The following is a 19,660-nucleotide window of genomic DNA, read 5'->3' on the forward strand; positions in this document are numbered from 1 at the left end:
GCGAACGACGACAGGGCCCCAGCCGCACCCGCGGCACGGGGCCCCTCGCATGTGCGCCGCCCGGCTCAGGACGCCTTGACGGCCCCCACGAACCGCGCCCACGCCCCGGCCCCCACGACGAGAACCGGCCCGGCCGCCACCTTGCTGTCCCGCACGGGCACGACGTCCCCGAAACCGTCCGCCACCTCGACGCAGTCCCCGCCCTCTTCGTTGCTGTACGAGGACTTGCGCCATGCGCCTTCGGCTACCTCGACGCAGTCGCCGCCCTCCGCATTGCTGTAGGACGACTTCCGCCAGCGGGCAGTGGCCAAAGAGCTCGGTATGTTCATGCTGCGAAGTCCTCCATCGCCGCCTGGATCATGGCCAGGGACGCGTCTGGCGACAATGCCACGGCCCTGGCGAGATCGTAGGCTTTGATGTAGCTGCCGACCAGGGCCGGTGTGTCCAACAGCTGGCCAGAATGGGCCGCTTCGAGGTAGACGACCGGCGGCGCATCGGTGAACGTCATCACCTTGACCGACGCGTGCATGAGTGGCAGCGGCCCCGCGCAGAACGGCAGGACCTGAACTGCCACGGCGCCTGCTCCTGCCAACTCGCAGATGTGGCCCAACTGTTCGTGCATGACGTCGGCGCCGCCCACGGGAATCCGCAGTGCAGACTCGTGCAGGATGCACCACAACTCCGGCGCCGCATCGCCTTCGAGCAGCTTGGCCCGTTCCCTTCGGGTCGAGACGTTCCGCTCGACGTCCTCCTCGGAGGCGAACGGTCGGCCCGCACGGGTCAGGGCGCGGGTGTACGCGGGAGTCTGAAGGAGGCCCGGCACCACCATGGGCGTCCAGTGGTAGATCGCGGAGGCCATGGACTCCAGCTCGGCCGCGAGCTGGAAATACTCCGCATGCTGCGAAGCCTGATCCATCGCCTCGCACATCCGGGTCAGGATCCCGTCCGTATGCAGCGCGGCGTCCAGCAGCTTGGCCATTTCCTTCGGGGGGCGGCGGGTCGCGTTCTCCATCTGGCCGATGTACGCGCCCGAGCAGAAGACGAGCGCGCCCAGCTCGTCCTGGGAGAGCCCGGCGGCCTCCCGCTTGCCGCGCAGTTCGGCGCCGTAGAACGCGCGGGGTGAGTCCCAGGGGTTGAGGTCTTTGGGTCGCACGGGCAGCAACTCCCTTGTACGTCAACGTCGTTGCGGGGGTACACGCGGCCCCCGCACGAGCGTAGCTGCGTAACGTGACGTCGCGCATACGGAACGTTAAATCACCCGGATGGCGTCAGCCGGTGCGGCAAACCATTAGATATGCGGCATTACGGCTACTTTCCTGGGTTATGGGAGTTTCGAGTTCCGCCAAACGGATGCTGGTCGGGCGGCCGCTGGACACCAGCCGCCTGGGTGAGACGCTGCTGCCCAAGCGGCTCGCGCTGCCGATCTTCTGCAGCGACCCGCTCTCGTCCGTCGCGTACGCCACCGAGGAGATCCTGCTGATCCTCGCGCTCGGCGGGGCGAGCCTGCTGCACCTCACCTGGTACGCGGCCGCGGCCATCGTCTTCCTGCTCGTGGTCGTGATCGCCTCCTACCGGCAGACCTGCCACGCCTACCCGGGGGGCGGCGGCGCCTACGTCGTCAGTGCCGAGAACCTCGGGCCGACCGCCGCGCTCACCGCGGCCAGCGCGCTGCTCGTCGACTACGTACTGACCGTCGCCGTGTCCGTCGTGTCGGGCGTGGCCGCCATCACCTCGGCGGTCCCGTCGCTCGCGACGCACGAAGTCGCCCTGTCCGTGAGCTTCGTGGTGATCCTGACCCTGATGAATCTGCGCGGGGTCCGCGAGTCCGGGCGGATCTTCGCGATCCCGACGTACGGCTTCGTGTGCGTCATCTATCTGATGTTCGCGTTCGCCGCCGTGCGGCTCGCCACCGGCGCCACCATCCGTGCCGAGTCCGCCGACCTGCCCATTCACGCGGCCGGGAACTACGCCGGGATCGCCGTCGTGCTGCTCGCGCTGCGGGCCTTCGCCTCCGGCTGTACGGCCCTGACGGGCGTGGAGGCGATCAGCAACGGCGTGCCCGCCTTCCAGAAGCCGAAGGCCCGCAACGCCGCCAACACCCTGGCAGCGATGGGCCTGTTGTCGGTCACGATGTTCGCCGGGATCACCACCCTCGCCATGGTCTACAAGGTCCATGTGGCGGCCGATCCAACGGAGTTGGGGCTCCCCTCCGGTACCGCCACCGCCACCGCGCTCGCCCAGATCGCCCGGGCCTCCTTCGGCGACTTCGACCTGCTCTTCTACCTGGTGCAGGCGTTCACGGCGGGCGTGCTGATCCTCGCCGCCAACACCGCGTTCAACGGCTTCCCGATGCTCGCCTCGATCCTGGCCCGGGACCGGTACGCGCCGCGCCAGCTCTACAACCGGGGCGACCGGCTCGTCTACTCCAACGGCGTCGTCCTGCTCGCGCTCGCCGCGATCGCGCTGATCGTGGCGTTCGACGCGCAGCTGACGCGGCTGATCCAGCTGTACATCATCGGCGTCTTCGTCTCGTTCACGCTCTCGCAGGCCGGCATGGTCAAGCACTGGCGCAAGGTGCTGGCGACGGACGAGGGCCGCGCGAACCGGCGGCACATCCACCGCGCGCTCGCCATCAACACGGTGGGCGCGACCCTGACCGGGCTCGTCCTCGTCATCGTCCTGATCACCAAGTTCACGCACGGCGCGTGGCTCGTCATCATCGCGATGCCGATCCTGTTCTTCGGGATGAAGGGCGTGCGGCGCCACTACGAGCAGGTGGCCCGGGAGGTCGCCGTCGAGCCGGACGCCAAGCCGCGCAGGCCCTCGCGCCATCACGCGTTCGTCCTGGTCTCCAATGTGCACGCGCCGACCCTGAAGGCGATCGGTTTCGCGCAGGCGCTGCGGCCCGACACCCTGACCGCGCTGACGGTGGCCGCCGACGAGGAGGCGGTCCGGCTGCGCGAGCAGTGGGCCTCGTACGACCTGGGCGTACCGCTGACGATCATCAACTCGCCGTACCGGGAGGTCGTCGGGCCGGTCCTCGCCCATGTGAAGGAGACGGCGGACGCGGATCCGAGCGCGATGGTGTCGGTGGTGATCCCCGAGTACATCGTGGGCCACTGGTGGGAGCAGCCGCTGCACAACCAGAACGCGTTCCGCCTGAAGGCGCGGCTGCTCTTCATGCCCGGCGTGACCGTGATCGACGTGCCGTACCGGCTGGAGTCGGCGAGAGGGAAGGACGAACGGAAGCAGCCGGCCAAGCGCTGAGCCCCGGCCGGTCCCGTAGTACTTGAGAGCCACCCCTACCCCCGGGGAGCCACCCGCCAAGTGAGCTCCCCGGCGCGACGCCGACGAGGGACCTCGCTTCATAACTTCCTTACCGACAGCACCGCTTCACCCCGGTCACTTCGGTACGGAAGGCCTCCTCATGGCGTCGCGCCGCCCGCACGAACAGCAGGATCCCGACGGCAGAACCCCGCGCCCCGCACGCCCGCGCTCCGGTCGGCTGCGGCGCACCCTGACCGCCGGCCTCGTCGCCGCCTCGGTCGCGGTGCCGCTGTCGGGCGCGGCCCGCCCGGAGGCGGTGCCCGCGCCCGCCCCGGCGGTGCTCGCCCCGCTCTCCCTCGCCGGGCTCGACGCCCGGTACGCGGCCAACCGGGGCAACATCCTGGACGCCGAGAAGATGGCCGAGGACCACGGAAACCGGCGCAGGGCACGGGCGTTGGAGGCGATGGCCGCATCGGACCGGCACTTCCTCTCCTTCGACGGGCGCGACGGCGGCCGTACCGCCGAGGTCTTCGGCGACCTGGCGCACGCCGAGCGGATCGCGGTGCTCGTCCCCGGCTCGGACACCAGCCTCGACCTGTACGGGCGCCTGCGCGACGGGGCCCGGGCCCTCGCGGACCAGCTCGGCCCGCGCGCGGCCGTCATCGCCTGGATGGGGTACGAGACCCCGGCCACGATCAGCCCCGAGGTCCTCACCTCGGGCCGCGCTGCCGCCGGAGCCGCCCAACTCACCTCATTCGTAGCGTCGTTGAGGTCCGCCGCACCGGCCGCCCGCATCTCCCTCCTCTGCCACTCCTACGGCTCGGTGGTGTGCGCGCGGGCGGCGTCCGGGGCCGAGGTGTCCGACATCGTCCTCTTCGGCAGCCCCGGTACGGGCTTCGACACCGCCGCCGCGCTGCACACCGGCGCCACCGTCTGGGCGGGCCGGGGCGGCGACGACTGGGTGGCCGACGTTCCGCACATCAGCATCGAACTCCCCTTCCGCACCGTCGGGTTCGGCACCGATCCGGTATCGCGGCACTTCGGGGCGCACCTCTTCGACGCGGGCCCCGGCGGCCACAGCGACTACCTGCGGCCCGGGTCCGTACCACTGCGCAACCTCGCCCGGATCGTGAACGGCCGGCCGCCACAGCAGACGGGGGAGGCCCGCCATGCGTGAAACCGGCATGTGTGAAACCGGCAGACGTACGACGGGTGTGCGTGAACTCGTCCGGCGCATCGAGGCGGCGACCCCGCCCGACCGGGACCGTGCCGTGGACGCGCTGCGCGCCCTCGCGATCCTCGGGGTGGTGCTCGGCCACTGGCTGGTCACCGCACTCGTCGTCGACAGCGGCACGGTCCACGGAGCGAGCCCGCTCCAGTACCAGCCCCAACTGGCGCCCATATCCTGGGCGTTCCAGACCCTGGCCGTGTTCTTCCTGGTGGGCGGGCAGGTCGCCACGAAGAGCTACGCCGGCGCCCGCGCCCGGGGCGAGACGTACGGGCAGTGGCTGCGGGCCCGGCTCGGCAGGCTGTTCCGGCCGGTGGCGGCGGTGCTCGTGGTGTGGCTGGTGGCGGCGGCGGGTCTGCTCGTCTCGGGTGTCGGCCTCGACACCCTGCACACCCTGATCAAACTGGTCCTGTCCCCGCTGTGGTTCCTGCTGGTCTTCGCGGCCCTGACGGCGGCGACCCCGCTCGTCTCGCGGATGCACCCGCTGTGGCCGCTCGCGGTCGTCCTGTACGTGGACGTGTACCGCTTCGGTCAGGACGGCGCCGCCCTGACCGGCTGGCTGAACCTGCCGGCGGGCTGGCTGGTGCCGTACTGCCTGGGCGCGCTGTGGGCCAGGCGCGGTGCGGGCGCCTCGCCGCGCACGACGGGGTGGGTGCTGCTGGTGGGCGGCGCCGGGGCCACGGCCCTGCTCGTACGGTTCGCGGGCTATCCCGCGTCGATGGTCGGGGTGCCGGGTGCGGCGATCTCCAACCTGAACCCGCCGACGCTGGCCGCCGTCACCTTCGGGCTCGCCCAGTGCGGCGCGGCTCTGCTGCTGCTCGGGCCGCTGCGCCGGGTGCTGCGCAGGCCCGCGCTGTGGGCGGCGGTGGCCCTGGTGAACCTGTCCGCGATGACGATCTTCCTGTGGCACCAGACCTCGATGATCGCGGTCACCTGCCTCGGGCTGCTCGCGGGAGGCGCGTTGCCCGGACTGCACACCGTGCCCGACGGCAGCGGCTGGGTGCCGGCACGGCTGTGCTGGCTGCCGGTGTTCGCGCTGATGCTGACGCTGTGTTGGCGCGCGTTCCGCACGTACGAACAGCCGGGCCGCCGGACCTCGCGCGTGGTGCGGCAGGGGCGTCCGATCGGGACGCGGGAGACGAGGGAGATGGGGCGTGCCTAGGGTGAGCGTCGTGAAGACGGGGGATGGCGAAAGCGGGCGCGGGGTGCAGGAGTTGGCGGGGGACCGGCTGCGGGCGGTGGCACGCGCCCTGCGGCAGGATCTGCTGACCGTGCCGGAGCCGGTGACGGAGCGGGGGCGGGCGGCGGAGGGCTGGCTCGCGTGGCGCCCGGCACTCGTCGTGCCGCTGGTGATCGGCGCCGTGATCGTGATGGTGGGCGGCACCGACGAGTACGCCCACCGGTTCCACCTGGGGGTGCAGGCGGGGGTGGCGCTCGCCGGGGTGCAGTCGGGGGCGCTGGTCGCGGCCCTGTACCGGCCGCTGGCGGCGTGGTGGGTGACGACGGCGGCCACGCTCGTCGCCGGGGTGTGGGCGGGGGGCCGGGCCGATCCGGCCGTGCTCTATCCGTGGAGCGGCGTCGGGGTCGGGATCTCCGCCCTGATCCTCTTCTTCGTCGCGATCACGCACCGGCCGAGGGTCGCGATCGAGACATTCGTGATCGGCTACGGCGCGGGCATGCTGTGCGTGGCCCTCGCGGGGGAGCGGCACAACTCGCCGAGCGGCGGCCTCGCGCTCGTGCTGTTCGCGATCGCCGTCGTGGTGGGCGCCGCGCTGCGCGGACGGCGGGTGGCCCGCAAGCAGCTCGTCGCACAGGAGGAGATCACCGCCGAGGAACGCGCCCGGCGCACCCTCCTTGAGGAGCGCAGCCGCATCGCACGAGAACTGCACGATGTGGTGGCCCACCACATGTCGGTGATCTCCATACAGGCGCAGGTCGCCCCGCACCTGGTGGAGAACCCCTCCGACGAGCTGCGCGAGAACCTGGCGGGCATCCGGCAGAACGCGGTCGAGGCGCTGACCGAGCTGCGCCGCGTGCTGGGCGTGCTGCGCTCGGAGGACCCGTCGGCGGAGGCCGTGCGGCACGCCCCGCAGCCCTCGCTCGACCGGCTCGACGAGCTGGTCGCCAACGTCCGGGGCGCGGGTCTCTCCGTCACCACGGACGTCCTCGGCACCCGGCGCGCGCTCTCGCCCGGGGTGGAGCTGTCCGCCTTCCGCATCGTGCAGGAGGCGCTGAGCAACGCGATGCGGCACGCGCCGGGCGCGGCGGTGCGGATACTGATCGCCTACCACCGGGCCGGGCTCGTGGTGCGGGTCACCAACACCGCGCCGGGCCGCCCGGTCGCCCCGTCGCCCGGGGCCGGGCACGGGCTGCTCGGGATGCGGGAGCGTACTGCGATGCTGGGCGGCGAGCTGGCCGCGGGCGCCACGCCGGACGGGGGGTACGAAGTGAGTGCGACGCTGCCACTGGAGCCGGAGGACGGGCCGTGACGATCCGGGTGCTGATAGCCGACGACCAGATGATGGTCCGTCAGGGATTCACGGTGCTGCTCAACGCGGAGCCGGACATCGAGGTGACCGGGCAGGCCGTCAACGGCCTCGAAGCAGTGGCCCGGGCGGCCGAACTCGCCCCCGACGTCGTCCTGATGGACATCCGCATGCCGGAGCTCGGCGGCATCGAGGCGACGCGACGTATCACCGAGGTGGCCGGGTCGGCCGTCAAGGTCCTGGTGCTGACCACCTTCGACCTCGACGAGTACGTGTACGAGGCGCTGCGCGCGGGGGCGTCCGGCTTCCTCCTGAAGGACGCCTCCGCCGATGAACTCGCCCATGCGGTAAGGGTGGTGGCGGCCGGCGAGGCGCTGCTCGCCCCGAACGTCACCAAGCGCCTGATCGCCGAGTTCTCCCGGCTGAGCCAGGCGCCGAAGGCCCCGCTGAAGGAGCGGGTGGGAGCGCTGACCGAGCGCGAGACGGAGGTCCTCGCGCTGATCGCGCAGGGACTGTCGAACGCGGAGATAGCCGGCGCGCTGGTGCTCGCCGAGCAGACGGTGAAGACTCATGTCGGCCGGATCCTGGTGAAGTTGGGGGTGCGCGACCGTACGCAGGCGGCGGTGTACGCGTACGAGTCCCGTCTGGTGACTCCGTCCTGACCCCGCTGTCCTCCGCCCGTCCGCCCGGCGCTCCGGCACCGGCGGACGGGGGGATCCGCCAGGTCGATCTCGGCCGTTCGGGCGATCGGGATGGGCCGTCCCCCTATCTGGGTAGCCACCCATGTGGTACGCCATGCGGACCATCGAGAGGAAGACCGATGCAGTGCACGAACTGCGGACAGCTGATGACGACGACACAGGACGGCTGGTGGATCTGCTACCCCTGCGGGACTTCCCAGCCTGCGTAGACGCGGTTGACCCGGCCTGCCCCCGGTGTGCGGCTGACCTCACCAGGGCCCGCGGCGATTGGCGCGCGTGCCCGGAATGTGAGTACGAGATGGACGCCGACGCCGTCCGCCTCTATCAGCTCCTGTCAGCCGCGTTCGAAGCGCAACCGAACGAGTTCTTCGACTGGGTCGAACGCCGGAGGGACAGGCTCCGGGACGAGGAACCGGTCTGGCAGCGCCGGCCGTAGCGCGGCGGCGTGCGAACGGCCCCGGCCGCCCGCCGTACGGGGCGGGTGGCCGGGGCCGTTCGTGACGCGCGCCTACAGCCAGGTGTTGTACCGGCGGATGTACCAGCCCTTCACCAGCTGCGTCAGCGTGCAGTACGCCAGCAGGACGCCGACCAGCCAGGGGAAGTAGCCCATCGGCACCGGCACGAAGCCGATCGTCGCGGCGAGCGGCGAGAAGGGCAGGAACAGGCCGGTCGCCACCGCGAGCACCGTCATCACCATGACCGGCCAGGTCGCCCGGGACTGGATGAACGGGATCTTGCGGGTGCGGATCATGTGGACGATCAGGGTCTGCGACAGCAGGCCCTCGATGAACCAACCCGACTGGAACAGCGCCTGGTTGGACTCGGAGTTCGCCCCGAAGACGTGCCACATGATGACGAACATCGCGATGTCGAAGATCGAGCTGATGGGCCCGATCATCACCATGAACCGGCCGATCCCCTTGGCGTCCCAGTTGCGCGGCTTGCGCAGGTAGTCCTCGTCCATGCGGTCCCACGGCGTGGCCAGCTGGGCGATGTCGTACACCAGGTTCTGCACGAGCAGCATGATCGCCAGCATCGGCTGGAAGGGGATGAAGGCCGAGGCGACCAGGACCGAGAAGACGTTGCCGAAGTTCGACGACGCCGTCATCTTGATGTACTTGATCGTGTTGCCGAAGGTGGTGCGGCCCTGGACCACGCCCTGCTCCAGGACGGTCAGGTCCTTCTCCAGCAGGATGATGTCCGCGGACTCCTTCGCGATGTCGACCGCCGTGTCGACGGAGATGCCGACGTCCGCGTCGCGCAGCGCCGCCGCGTCGTTGATGCCGTCACCGAGGAAGCCCACCGTGTGCCCGTCGGCCTGGAGCGCGCGGACGATCCGGGCCTTCTGTACGGGGTTGACCTTGGCGAACACCGTTGTGGTGGACGCCAGTTGACGCAGCGCCGCGTCGTCGAGCGCGTCGACCCGCGGGCCGGTGACGACGGTGCCGACCTCGATGCCGACGTCCGCGCAGACCCGGGCCGCGACCAGCTCGTTGTCGCCGGTGACGACCTTCACGGCGATGCCCTTGTCCGCGAGGCCGCGCAGTGCGTCCGCCGCGTCCGCCTTGGGCGGGTCGAGGAAGGCGAGGAAGCCGACCAGGGTGAGCCCGGACTCGTCCGCGACCGTGTACGTGTCGCGCGCGGTCGGCATCGTCCGGGTGGCGACGGCGAGGACCCGGAGCCCCTGGCGGTTGTTGTCCTCGGCGGTGCGCGTGACGTGCCACCGCAGCTGGTCGGTGAGCTCCACGCGCTCGCCGCGGTCCCTCATGTGCGTGCACAGGGCGAGGACTTCCTCCACCGCGCCCTTGGTGATCAGGACGTGCTCGGGGCGGCCCGCGCCGCCGAGCAGGCCGTTGCGGTTGAGGACGACGGACATCCGGCGCCGTGCGAAGTCGAAGGGGATCTCGTCGACCATCGTGAACCGTGCGTCGACGACAACCTCCTCGGCCTCGTTGACGCGGTCGATGACCGCCTGGTCCATGAGGTTGCGCAGGCCGGTCTGGAAGTGGGCGTTCAAGTACCCGTATTCCAGCACCTCGTTGTCCTCCGCGCCGTGCACGTCGAGGTAGCGGTCGAGGACGATGCGGTCCTCGGTGAGGGTGCCCGTCTTGTCGGTGCACAGGACGTCCATCGCGCCCAGGTTCTGGATCGCGTTCAGCCGCTTGACGACGACCTTCTTCTTCGCCATCGCCACGGCGCCGCGCGCCAGGTTCGCCGAGACGACCATCGGCAGCATCTCGGGGGTGAGCCCGACGGCCACGGCGATGGCGAACAGGAACGCCTCGTTCCAGTCGCCCTTGGTGAACCCGTTGATCGCGAAGACGACCGGGACCATCACCAGCATGAAGCGGATGAGCAGGAAGCTGACCTTGCGCACCCCGTTGTCGAAGTTCGTCTGCGGCCGCTCCCCGACGAGCGAGCCCGCCATCGAGCCGAAGTAGGTGTCGGCGCCGGTGGCGACCACGACTCCCGTCGCCGTGCCGGAAGTCACGGACGTGCCCATGAGGCAGAGGTTGCCCGCCTCGACGGGGTCGCCGACGGACGCGGCGCTGCGGTTGTCCTCGCCGGCCCGTACGTCGGTCTTGGCGACCGGCAACGACTCGCCGGACAGCGCGGCCTGACTGACCATCAGGTCCTTGGCGGTGATCAGGCGCAGGTCCGCCGGGATCAGGTCGCCCGCGCCCAGCTTGACCACGTCGCCCGGGACCACCTGGTCCATCGGCACCTCGACGGTGGTGCCGACCGCGCCGCGTCCGGCCCGGCGCTGTACGGCGGTGGTCGTGGTGACCAGCTGCTTCAGGGCGTCGGCGGCCCGCCCGGAGCGGAACTCCTGCCAGAAGCGCAGCAGTCCGCTGATGGCGACCATGACGGACAGGATGACGACGCCCGGGTCCGCCGGGTCCTGCCAGTACATGACGGCCGCGAGGAAGACGAGCACGCCGATGAAGGGGTTCGCGTACGCCTTCGCCAGCTGGACGTACCAGCGCGGGGCGCGCTCCTGGGCGACCGTGTTCAGGCCGTGCCGCTCCTGCCGGTCGAGTACTTCGGCCTGGCAGAGGCCGTCCCGGTCGACGCCGTACTCCTTGAGCACGTGCGCGGTGGGCTGCCCGGCGATCGTGCCGAGCCGCTCGGCGACGGTGCGGGTGCGGGCCTCCAGCTCGGCGGCCCGCCGCTCACGGCGCCGGCCCGGCGGGGCGAGCTTCTGGGGCGTGGGGGTGGGGGTGAGTGTGGTCATGACGAGACCTCCCTGGGGTCGTCAGGGGTGTGTGGGTATGGCTTCGGCTTTGCGTGTGGGGGCGCCTCGGGGCATGGGGGTGCCTCGGGGCACGGGGGTGCGCATCGCGTGCCGCGCGGCGGTGTCCGGGGTGCGTCCGGGTGCGTCCATGTGCGTACGGGGTGCGGACGCGGGTGGTGCGGGTGGGCGCGGCGGAAGGGGAGGGCCGGTCGGACTGCTGGTCAGCCGACGGGCAGGGCGCGGCGGGGACTTCGGTCGGGACTCATCCCGAACACCTCCTCGCCACGGGTGCGGCGCGAGACGGCGGCCGCACGGTTATTTGCGTCGATACGAAAGTAGCATACTTGCGCGGACGTGAAAGTAGGGCCGAAGGTCCCGGTCGCGGGCGGGATCGCGGCGGGGTGAGGGCCGGGCCGGCAGGGGTGCTGGGCTCGTGCTTTCGGCCGGGTGGGCCGTGGCCCTACGGCCGATCCGCGGGGCCGGTGGCGCCCGGCACCATCGGGGGATGGACCTCACCCGTCGTATCGCGGTGACCGCGGTGCTCGCGGGAGCCGTCGTCCTTCCGGCCGCGCCCGCCGCCCCGGCGCAGGCTGCCCCGGCGAAGCATGTGGGCGCAGCACATACGGCGCCGTGGCATGTGGGCCCGGGCCGGACGACCGAGCCCGAGCCCGAGCCCGCGTCCCGCGCGGCCGACCGTGGTGATCCGATGCTCGACGTCGTCGCCGTATCGGCTGCCGCCCTCGCCTCCGCCGGCGGGCTGCTGCTCGCGCGCCGCAAGCGCTGAACAGTCGCTGAGCAAGCGCTGAGCGAACGCTGAGCGAACGATGAGGCGCGGCACCGGCCGCCTGCTTCCTGCCCGTAAGTCCCTTCCTGCTCCGGCCCGTTGCGGGCCACCGCATTTTCTCGCGTCACCCGGGGGTGCCCTCATGCTGCACGTGCTCTACCTGATCGGCGTCGCCGCGTTCGCGGCCAGCGGTGTGCTGGCCGCGCACCGGGCGAACATGGACCCCTTCGGCGGTCTCGTGCTCGCGTTCGCCGCGTCCGTGTCCGGCGGGACCCTGCGCGATCTGATCCTCGGCCGGCACCCGCTGTACTGGACCCACGACTGGCTCCTGCTGACCGTCATCGCCTGCGCCGCCATCGGCACGATGCTGTATCTGCGCAGGGGGGAGCTGCCGCAGCGGTCGCTCATGGTGGTGGACGCGGTGGGCCTCGCGGTGGTCACCGTGATGGGCGCCCGCGCCGCCGTGGACGCCCATGTCACCCCGGCCGCCGTGGTGATCCTCGCCGTGCTGACCGGCGTCACGGGTGAGGTCGTACGCGACGTACTGTGCGGGCAGTTCCCGCCGCTGCTGCTCCGCGAGGAGGTCTACGCGACCGCCGCGCTGGCCGGTGCGATCTGCTACCAGCTGCTGCACTGGCTCCAGGCGGGCCCGGCCCTGACGACGGTCGTCGCCGCCGGGGTGGTCCTGTCCCTGCGCCTCACCGCGATCTTCCGCGATCTGCATCTGCCGCGGTTGCGGAGCGTGCGGTGAACTCCAGCCAACTCGCTTGATCGGCAGGGCAGTTCGGCTACCGCGCGGTGCTGCGGACGGCGGGCGGGAGCCGGGCGGGACGCGGACGGGAACGGGAGGCTTCAGGGTGCTGGAGTAGTTCTCTCCAAGAGGAGTCTCCAATGAAGCATCCCCCGGACCGGATCGATGTCGCCGCGGGGCTACGCCGCATCCTTCAGGACCTGTCGGCCGTGGAGCGGTGGACCGAGGGCGGGGCCGCGCCACCCGTGCCGTACGCGGACGAAGAGTCCTGGGACGGGCCCGAGTTCAGCGTCGAGACGGTCAGCGACAGCAGCATGCACACGGTCGTGGACATCGTCCCGCGGCGCTGTTCCGGCTCGGTGCGGGCCGGGCGGGACGGACCGAGCGACGACGACGTGGCGGCACTGCGCTCGACCGTCCGGGCGCTGCTGGATCTGGCGGACGTCGGTTCCGGACGCGCCTGGACGACCGTGGTGCTGACCGCGCGTGGTCCGCGCGTGGTCAGTTGCCAACTGGGCGCGGGCGAGCCGGTGTTCACCCGGGAGCCGGTGCCGGGGCGGGACTGAGCCTCGGCACTCGTGAGGGGAGGGGAGGGGAGGGGAGGGGAGGGGAGGAGAGGCGAGGGGAGGGGAGAGGAGAGGGAGAAGGGGAGAGGAGAGAAGGGCGGGGAGCGGGGAGCGGATACCGGGTTGCGGGGGTCGGATTTCGGACGGCGGTCCCGCGGGCCCCGTCCCGGGCCGTCCGCAACCCCGGAACGGGCCGCCCCGAGCACGGCTCCGAGCGGCCGTGAAACCCCCTCCCACCTGCGGATACCGTCTGCCTTCCCGCCTCGGCGCGGGAGGCGGTATCGGTGTGGGAACGGTCCGGGAACGGGTCTCGGGAGAGTTCGTGGTGTCGGGAAGAGGAACCGGGCCAAACCGGGGATACCACGTAAAGGGGATACGTCATGGGGCGCAAGTCGGCAGGTCTCGTCGGAATCGTCGCCGCTGTCCTCGCCTTCGGCCTGGGGGCGACGATCGAGGCGGGGCACCCGCAGGTCCGGCCGGCCGGCGTGCAGGTCGTCGCCGACGACCGCGGCCCCACCGTGATCACTCCGCACGGCTCGTCCACCGTCACGCTCGCCGACGACCGCGGTCCCACCGTGATCGCCCCGTACGGAACCCCCACCCCCACCCCCAAGCCCGCCGACGACCGCGGCCCGACCGGCGCCGCCGCCTGAGGCACCCCGGCCACCACCGCGCCCCGCCACCCGCTCCCTCCGGAGCGAGTGGCGGGGCGCGGCCGTACGGGGGTGGCGGCGGGGCCGGTTCAGCGGCGCCGGTCCGCGGGCACCCCCATCGCGGTGAACAGCTCCTCCGCGGCCCGCTCGTGCCGGGCCGCCTCCTCGGTCCGGCCGAGTGCCGCCTGCGCGCGGGAGATGCCGGAGTGGGCGTAGGCCATCTCGATCCGGAAGTCGAGCGAGCCCGCCAGCTCGTACGCACGCTCGTGCAGGGACAGGGCGGCCACGGCGTCGCCCCGACGGCACAGATAGCGGCCGACGGTGTTCTCGATCTTGGCGCGGCGCAGTGGAGAAACGTTTGAGCTGACGGTGCTCAGCGCGTGGTCCCCGAACTCGACGGCCTGCTCGGTACGGCCGAGCCGGTGGCAGACCTCCGCCGACAGGGCGAAGGCCAGCGCCACCTGGCCGGGGTCGCGGTTCTCCTCGCACAGGGCGCGCGCCTGCTTCAGGCTCACCTCGGCCGCCTCGTCGTCCCCGATGCAGGCCTGCGCGAACGCCAGGTCGGTGAGCGCGACCAACTTGTTCTCGTGCCGCCCGAGTTCGTCGCACAGCGCGATCGCCCGGCGGGCCGCCGCCGCGGCCTCCTCGTGCCGGCCCCACTGCTCGTACAGCGTGCTGAGCAGTGTGAGGCTCTCCGCCTCCGCACGGCTCGTGCCCAGCTCCCGCTCGTGGCCGATCGACTTCTCCAGATGCGAAAGCGCCTGGGGGAAGTGCCCGAGCAGACTGTTCAGCTGCCCCAGTGTGCTCTCGCTGTGGGCCAGGGTCTGGAGATCGCCGAGCTGCTCGGCGACGTTCCGGCCCTCGGTCGCGATCTCGACGGCCTCGGTGAACCGCCCCAACTTCCAGCAGGCCACACCCAGGTTGGACAGGCTGACACCGAGCAGCGACAGCTCGCCGAGCCGTCGCGCGGCGGACACCGCCTCCAGGCCCATCGAGCGGAACTCCTCCAACTGGCCGCGCGCGCTGAGCTGGAAGGCCAGGTTGCGGGTCAGGAGCACGGTGTGCCGGTCGCATCCGAGCCGCCGGGCCACACCCACCATCCCGAGCAGCGCGCCCTGTTCCCGTGCGAACCAGTGCTCCGCCTGCCCGCGCCCGGCGAACCGCGGCGCCGCCACGGACGTTTCCTCGGGGCCGGCGGGTATCCGGCGGCGTCCCGGGAACATGACCTGGCACGCCGAATCCGTCGCCGCCAGGTAGTAGTCGAGCAGCCGGTGCACCGACGCGTCGTCGTCCCCCTCCGTCGCCCCGGACCGCAGGCTGTGCGCGAAGCTGCGCACCAGGTCGTGGAAGGTGTAGAGGCCGATCTCCGGCTGCTGCAGGAGGTGGACGTCGAGGAGGAGTTCGAGGATGTCCTCGGCGTCGCGCGGGTCCGTGCCGAGCAGCGCGGCGGCGGAGTGCACGTCGATGTCGCCGCGCGGATGCAGGGCCAGGATGCGGAACGCGGTCCGGCACTCCTGGTCCAGGGCCTGGTACGACAGGCGCAAGGTGGCGGCGACGCTGCGCTGGCCCGAACTCAGCTCGTCCAGGCGGCGCGCCTCGTCGCGCAGCCGGTCGGCCAGATAACGCAGCGTCCAGCGGGGCCGGTTGCGCAGCCGGGCCGTGGCGATGCGCAGCGCCAGCGGCAGATGGCCGCAGAGCCGGGCCAGTTCCGCGGCGGCCTCCGGCTCGGCAGCGTACCGCTGCTCACCGAGGGTCTCCGCGACCAGCTTCGCGCACTCCTGCGGCGACATCACGTCGACCGAGATCCACTGCGCCGAGTCCAGTTCCACCAGACGGGCCCGGCTGGTGACGAGCACCAGACAGCCCGGCCCGGTCGGCATCAACGGGCGCACGTCGGCGGCGTCGGCGGCGTTGTCGAGCAGGAGCAGCAGCCGTCGGCCCGTGATCGTCGCCCGCCACAGCGCCGTGCGGCCCGCGAGGTCCTCCGGGATGCGCTCGCCCGGTACGCCGAGCGCGCGCAGCAGGCTGTCCAGCGCCCCGCCCGGCGTGACGGGCTCCTCGCCGGGGGTGTAACCGTGCAGGTCGATGTAGAGCTGCCCGTCGGGGAACTCGCCGGCCAGACTGTGGGCCGCGTGGACGGCGAGCGAGGTCTTGCCGCTGCCGCCCATGCCGTCCAGGGCCACGATCCGCGAATGACGCGCGTAGTCCCGCCCGGCGCAGTCGAGGAGCTCTGCCAGTTCCCGCTCCCGGCCGGTGAAGTCCGCCAGGTCGTAGGGCAGGGTGCAGGGGGCGTCGGCGGGTGCGGCCGGTGCCGGGGCGGCGGGGGCCACCGGGGCCGGCGCGGGGGCGGGCACGGGCGCGGCCAGCTCCGGGCTCTCGCGCAGAATGCCCTCGTACACCCTGGTCAGACCGGGGCCCGGGTCGACGCCCAGTTCCTCCACCAGGAGCTCGCGGACCCGGCCGTACTCCTCCAGGGCCTCCGCCTGGCGGCCCGCCCGGTACAGGGCCAGCATCAATTGGGCGCGCAGTGTCTCGCGCAGCGGATGGCTCTGCGCGAAGTCCCTTATGTCACCGACGAGTTCGGTGCTCTCGCCGAAGCCGAGCCGCAGCTCGAAGAGGTACTCGGCGGCGGCGAGCCGGCGTTCCTCGAACGCGGTGGCCGCCGCCTCGATCACCGGACCGCCGGCCCCCGACAGGATCGGGCCGCGCCACAGGGCGAGCGCCTGCCGCAGCGCCTCGGCCGCCTCGCCCGGCCGGCCCCCGCCCGCCGCGTCCCTGGCCGACTGCGCCAGCAGCGCGAACTCGGTGAGGTCCAACTGCTCGTGGCCCAGCTCCACGCGGTAACCGGGGCCGTCGGTGACGATGACCTCGCCGCCGTCCGGTATGCGCCGCCGCAGATCGGCCACGGCCTTGCGCACCTGGTGCGAGGCCGTGGCGGGCGGGTTCTCCGCCCACGCGGACTCCACGAGGCGGCCGATCGGCAGTACCCGGCCGGCCTCCAGCAGGAGGGTTCCCAGCACACGTTCCTGGATGAGTCCGCCCAGCCGCAGCCGGGACCCGCCCGCCCAGCCCTCCAGCGGACCCAGCACGTTGAAGCGCAACGAACCCGCCTCGGCATCGCTCATGCCGTGAGCCCTCCCCCAGGTCACGAATCCCCGCCCCGGCCGGATCATAGCCCGTTCCCTGCCCTCGGTAACGGGGCGGTACGCGTTCGGTAAGCACCACCGTCACCTTGAGGTCCAACAGGCGGAATTGAGACAGGCCCTCGTCGACGGGCCCACACGCAAGTCGAGGAGAGTGGCCATGACGGAGCAGGCAGCTACGGACGGACTCGCCAGACAGCTGAGAGCGGCACGCCGGTGGGCGGGAATCACCCAGGAACAGCTCGCCGGCCTGTCCACCGTCAGTGTTCGAGCCATCCGCGACCTGGAGCAGGGGCGGGTACGGCACCCGCGCCGCGAGACGCTCCGGCTGCTCGCCGACGCCATGCGGCTGGGCGACGCCCGGCGCGCGGCGCTCGAACTCGCCGTCGAGGGCGCACCCGCCGACACCGTGATGCGCGAGGCGTTCGGGGCCGAACTGGCGCCGCCGCCCGAGCCGTTGCGCCGCCTGGTCGGCCGGACCGAGGAGCTGCGGGCCCTGACCGGGCTGCTCGCCACCGAGCACGAGCGGCTGCTGACCGTGGTCGGCATCGCGGGCGTCGGCAAGACCCGGCTCGCCCAGGAGGCCGCGCTGCTGCTGCACACCCGCGACCGGATGCCCGTCCTCTGGGTCGACATGGGCACGGCAGCACCGGCGGCCGGATCCGCCCGCAGTCCCCGCGCCGCGCTGACCGCCTGGGCGCGTTCCCTGGCCGACGGCGGGCCGGGCCTCGACGAACTGGCCTCGGTCGTCCGCGACCGCGCCGCCCTCCTGGTCCTCGACGGCCACGACGCCACAACGCGTCCGGCCCCCCAACTCCTGGAGCTGCTGCACAGCTGCGAGCGCCTCAAGGTGCTGATCACCGCGCGGGAACCGCACCGCACCCCCGGCAACCGGCTGCTGCCGCTCGCCCCGCTGCCGCTGCCCGCCCCGGAGCCGTCCGCCGACGCCGCCCCGCCGCTGCCCGGGGCGTCCCTCACCGCCGGGGAGCCGGCCGTGGAACTGATGCTGTCCTACGTCGGCCACATGCGTCCCGACCTGCTGCCCACGGACTCCGTCGTGCGCACGGTGGCCCGGATCTGCCGCGCCCTGGACGGGGTGCCGAGGGCGATGGAGTCCGCCGCGTCCTGGCTGCTGCTGCACTCGCTGGAGGAGCTGCTGAGGATAGCCAGGACCAGCCCGCTGGACCTCGTGGACGACGCAACCCTGTCCGACGTCAACGAAGAGGGGCTCGGCGCGGTGCTCGCCGCGGCCGTGGGCCGGATGGACACCGCGCAGGCCACGCTCCTCGGCGACCTGGGTGCGCTGGCCGACGGCTGGACCGCCGAGCAGGCCGCCGCCGTCCTGGCCGTCCCCGCCACGACCGTGGCCCGCGAGGTGCACGCGCTGATGCTGCGGGGGCTGATCCGCCGGCTGCCGGCGGCGGAGGGTGCCAGCCGCTTCGGGGTCCTCAACCTGGTCCGGGGGCTCGCGGCGGATCGCGCGGGGGCGGCGGCCCGGCGGTCCGCGGCGCTGGTGCACTGAAGCGCGCCGATGACCCCGCGGTACGAGGTGCCCATGCGCCCCGGCACTCCGCGGTGCCGGTGCACCGGGGCTGGCCGAAGCCCAGGATCCGTCCGCAACTCGGCCTCTCCACAACCCACTTGACCTACGCGAACCGATTTCCCGCCGACTCCTCCTTCCCTTGCCTCCCCCTTGCCTCCCCCTTGTCCTCTCCCTGTTGCCCGCTGTCTCTTCCCGCTCTCCCGACATCCGTCCGTCACCGAAAGGGTCTTCCCGCCATGCGCAACCTGATCTCGCTCGCCGACCTCCGGCCCGAGCAGCTCACCCGTATCGTCGCCCGCGCCGTCGAGTTCGGCCGAGGGGACGTCGAGGACCGTCCACTGGCCGGCCGCCAGGTGGGCATCTTCTTCCGCAAGTCCTCCACCAGGACGCGCACGTCGTTCTGGAGCGGGGCCACCCGCCTGGGTGCCGACGTCATCACCTTCGGGCCGGACGAACTCCAACTCTCCACCGGCGAGACCGTGGAGGACACCAGCCGCGTCCTCGGCCAGTACCTGGACGCCCTCGTCGTGCGCACCAACGGCGACGTCGAGGAGATGCGCCGGCTCGGCACCAGCCCGGACCTCGCCGTCGTCAACGCGCTCAGCCTGGACGAGCACCCCACCCAGGCCGTCGCCGACCTGGCCACGCTCACCGAGCACTTCGGGTCCCTCGCCGGCCGCCATCTGCTGGTCGTCGGCGAGGGCAACAGCTCCGGAGCCGCCCTCGCGCTGGCCGGGGCGCTCGTCCCCGAGCTGCGCGTCACCCTGCTGTGCCCCGAGGGCTACGAGGTGCCCAAGACCATTCTGGACGCGGTCGACGAGCTGAGCGGCGGCCACCACCAGGTCGTTCAGATCACCGACCCGGACGCGGTCGACGGCCCGGCGGACGCGATCTACACCAGCCGCTGGCAGACCATGGGCGTGCCCAAGGCCGACCCGAACTGGCGCGCCGCCTTCGAGGGGTTCCGCATCGACCGCGACTTCTTCGACCGGCACAGCGGCCCGCACACCGTGTTCCTGCACGACCTGCCCGCCGTGCGCGGCCAGGAGGTCACCGACGAGATCCTGGACGGCGAGCGCAGCCTCGCCTGGCGGCAGGCGCACCACAAGATGACGGCCGCGATGGCAGTCCTGGAGTGGTGCGTGGTGGGCCTGGACGACTGAGGCAGCCGGGGCCCACGCACACCGGGGCGGGGGGGGGGGGGGGGGGGGGGGGGCGGGGCCCCCCCCCCCCCCCGGGGGGGGGGGGCGGGGCGGGGCCCCCCCCCCCCCCCCCCCCAAACGGGGGGCGGGGCCGCCCCGAT

16 protein-coding genes are annotated in these 19,660 nt (G+C 72.3%); 12 read left to right on the plus strand and 4 right to left on the minus strand.

Annotated features, from left to right (window positions below; translation table 11 throughout):
• Nucleotides 1-65 precede the first annotated feature (65 nt).
• Entirely contained in the window at nucleotides 66-329 is a 264-nt protein-coding gene (locus ACFYZA_RS22045; RefSeq protein WP_388492248.1) for a DUF397 domain-containing protein, read from the minus strand.
• Nucleotides 326-1,153: a Scr1 family TA system antitoxin-like transcriptional regulator gene (locus ACFYZA_RS22050; RefSeq protein WP_388492250.1), complete on the minus strand. Its 828-nt coding sequence runs from the start codon at nucleotides 1,151-1,153 to the stop codon at nucleotides 326-328. Before ACFYZA_RS22050 ends, ACFYZA_RS22045 begins: the two co-directional genes overlap by 4 nt.
• A gap of 170 nt (nucleotides 1,154-1,323) precedes the next feature.
• On the opposite strand from ACFYZA_RS22050, the gene ACFYZA_RS22055 reads away from it, so the two are divergent.
• From ACFYZA_RS22055 to ACFYZA_RS22080, 6 genes are all read left to right on the plus strand, one after another.
• Nucleotides 1,324-3,267, plus strand: a complete 1,944-nt coding sequence (locus tag ACFYZA_RS22055) for an APC family permease (RefSeq protein WP_388492251.1) — start codon at nucleotides 1,324-1,326, stop codon at nucleotides 3,265-3,267.
• A 160-nt stretch (nucleotides 3,268-3,427) separates the two neighbouring features.
• A complete protein-coding gene (locus tag ACFYZA_RS22060) occupies nucleotides 3,428-4,444 on the plus strand; it encodes an alpha/beta hydrolase (RefSeq protein WP_388492253.1) in 1,017 nt (338 codons plus the stop codon).
• Nucleotides 4,437-5,657: an acyltransferase gene (locus tag ACFYZA_RS22065; RefSeq protein WP_388492255.1), complete on the plus strand. Its 1,221-nt coding sequence runs from the start codon at nucleotides 4,437-4,439 to the stop codon at nucleotides 5,655-5,657. The genes ACFYZA_RS22060 and ACFYZA_RS22065 overlap by 8 nt, the downstream gene beginning before the upstream one ends.
• A gap of 10 nt (nucleotides 5,658-5,667) precedes the next feature.
• On the plus strand, nucleotides 5,668-6,984 hold the full coding sequence (locus tag ACFYZA_RS22070) for a histidine kinase (RefSeq protein WP_388492256.1): 1,317 nt from the start codon (nucleotides 5,668-5,670) through the stop codon (nucleotides 6,982-6,984).
• The gene (locus ACFYZA_RS22075) at nucleotides 6,981-7,643 is read left to right on the plus strand and encodes a response regulator (RefSeq protein ID WP_382583594.1); all 663 of its coding nucleotides are present in this window, start codon (nucleotides 6,981-6,983) and stop codon (nucleotides 7,641-7,643) included. Before ACFYZA_RS22070 ends, ACFYZA_RS22075 begins: the two co-directional genes overlap by 4 nt.
• A gap of 133 nt (nucleotides 7,644-7,776) precedes the next feature.
• On the plus strand, nucleotides 7,777-8,118 hold the full coding sequence (locus ACFYZA_RS22080; RefSeq protein ID WP_382583597.1) for a hypothetical protein: 342 nt from the start codon (nucleotides 7,777-7,779) through the stop codon (nucleotides 8,116-8,118).
• Between the two features lie 72 nt (nucleotides 8,119-8,190).
• Here the strand turns inward: ACFYZA_RS22080 and mgtA are convergent, their stop codons facing one another.
• Entirely contained in the window at nucleotides 8,191-10,917 is a 2,727-nt protein-coding gene (gene mgtA, locus ACFYZA_RS22085) for a magnesium-translocating P-type ATPase (RefSeq protein WP_388492257.1), read from the minus strand.
• A 505-nt stretch (nucleotides 10,918-11,422) separates the two neighbouring features.
• Here mgtA and ACFYZA_RS22090 point away from each other — a divergent pair.
• From ACFYZA_RS22090 to ACFYZA_RS22105, 4 genes are all read left to right on the plus strand, one after another.
• Complete coding sequence (locus tag ACFYZA_RS22090) at nucleotides 11,423-11,701, plus strand: hypothetical protein (RefSeq protein ID WP_388492259.1); 279 nt, start codon at nucleotides 11,423-11,425, stop codon at nucleotides 11,699-11,701.
• 142 nt (nucleotides 11,702-11,843) lie between these two features.
• A complete protein-coding gene (locus ACFYZA_RS22095) occupies nucleotides 11,844-12,452 on the plus strand; it encodes a trimeric intracellular cation channel family protein (protein ID WP_382600791.1) in 609 nt (202 codons plus the stop codon).
• A 140-nt stretch (nucleotides 12,453-12,592) separates the two neighbouring features.
• A complete protein-coding gene (locus ACFYZA_RS22100; protein WP_382600789.1) occupies nucleotides 12,593-13,018 on the plus strand; it encodes a hypothetical protein in 426 nt (141 codons plus the stop codon).
• A 380-nt stretch (nucleotides 13,019-13,398) separates the two neighbouring features.
• Complete coding sequence (locus tag ACFYZA_RS22105; RefSeq protein WP_382600788.1) at nucleotides 13,399-13,671, plus strand: hypothetical protein; 273 nt, start codon at nucleotides 13,399-13,401, stop codon at nucleotides 13,669-13,671.
• Nucleotides 13,672-13,760: 89 nt separating this feature from the next.
• Here the strand turns inward: ACFYZA_RS22105 and ACFYZA_RS22110 are convergent, their stop codons facing one another.
• Nucleotides 13,761-16,796: a BTAD domain-containing putative transcriptional regulator gene (locus tag ACFYZA_RS22110; RefSeq protein ID WP_382600786.1), complete on the minus strand. Its 3,036-nt coding sequence runs from the start codon at nucleotides 16,794-16,796 to the stop codon at nucleotides 13,761-13,763.
• 178 nt (nucleotides 16,797-16,974) lie between these two features.
• On the opposite strand from ACFYZA_RS22110, the gene ACFYZA_RS22115 reads away from it, so the two are divergent.
• A complete protein-coding gene (locus ACFYZA_RS22115; protein WP_382600784.1) occupies nucleotides 16,975-18,336 on the plus strand; it encodes a helix-turn-helix domain-containing protein in 1,362 nt (453 codons plus the stop codon).
• A gap of 257 nt (nucleotides 18,337-18,593) precedes the next feature.
• Nucleotides 18,594-19,520, plus strand: coding sequence for an ornithine carbamoyltransferase (locus ACFYZA_RS22120; protein WP_388492262.1), 927 nt, complete (start codon nucleotides 18,594-18,596; stop codon nucleotides 19,518-19,520).
• Nucleotides 19,521-19,660: the final 140 nt, after the last annotated feature.

The sequence above is a fragment of the Streptomyces sp. NPDC001828 genome (genome assembly GCF_042892175.1).
Classification (GTDB): domain Bacteria; phylum Actinomycetota; class Actinomycetes; order Streptomycetales; family Streptomycetaceae; genus Streptomyces.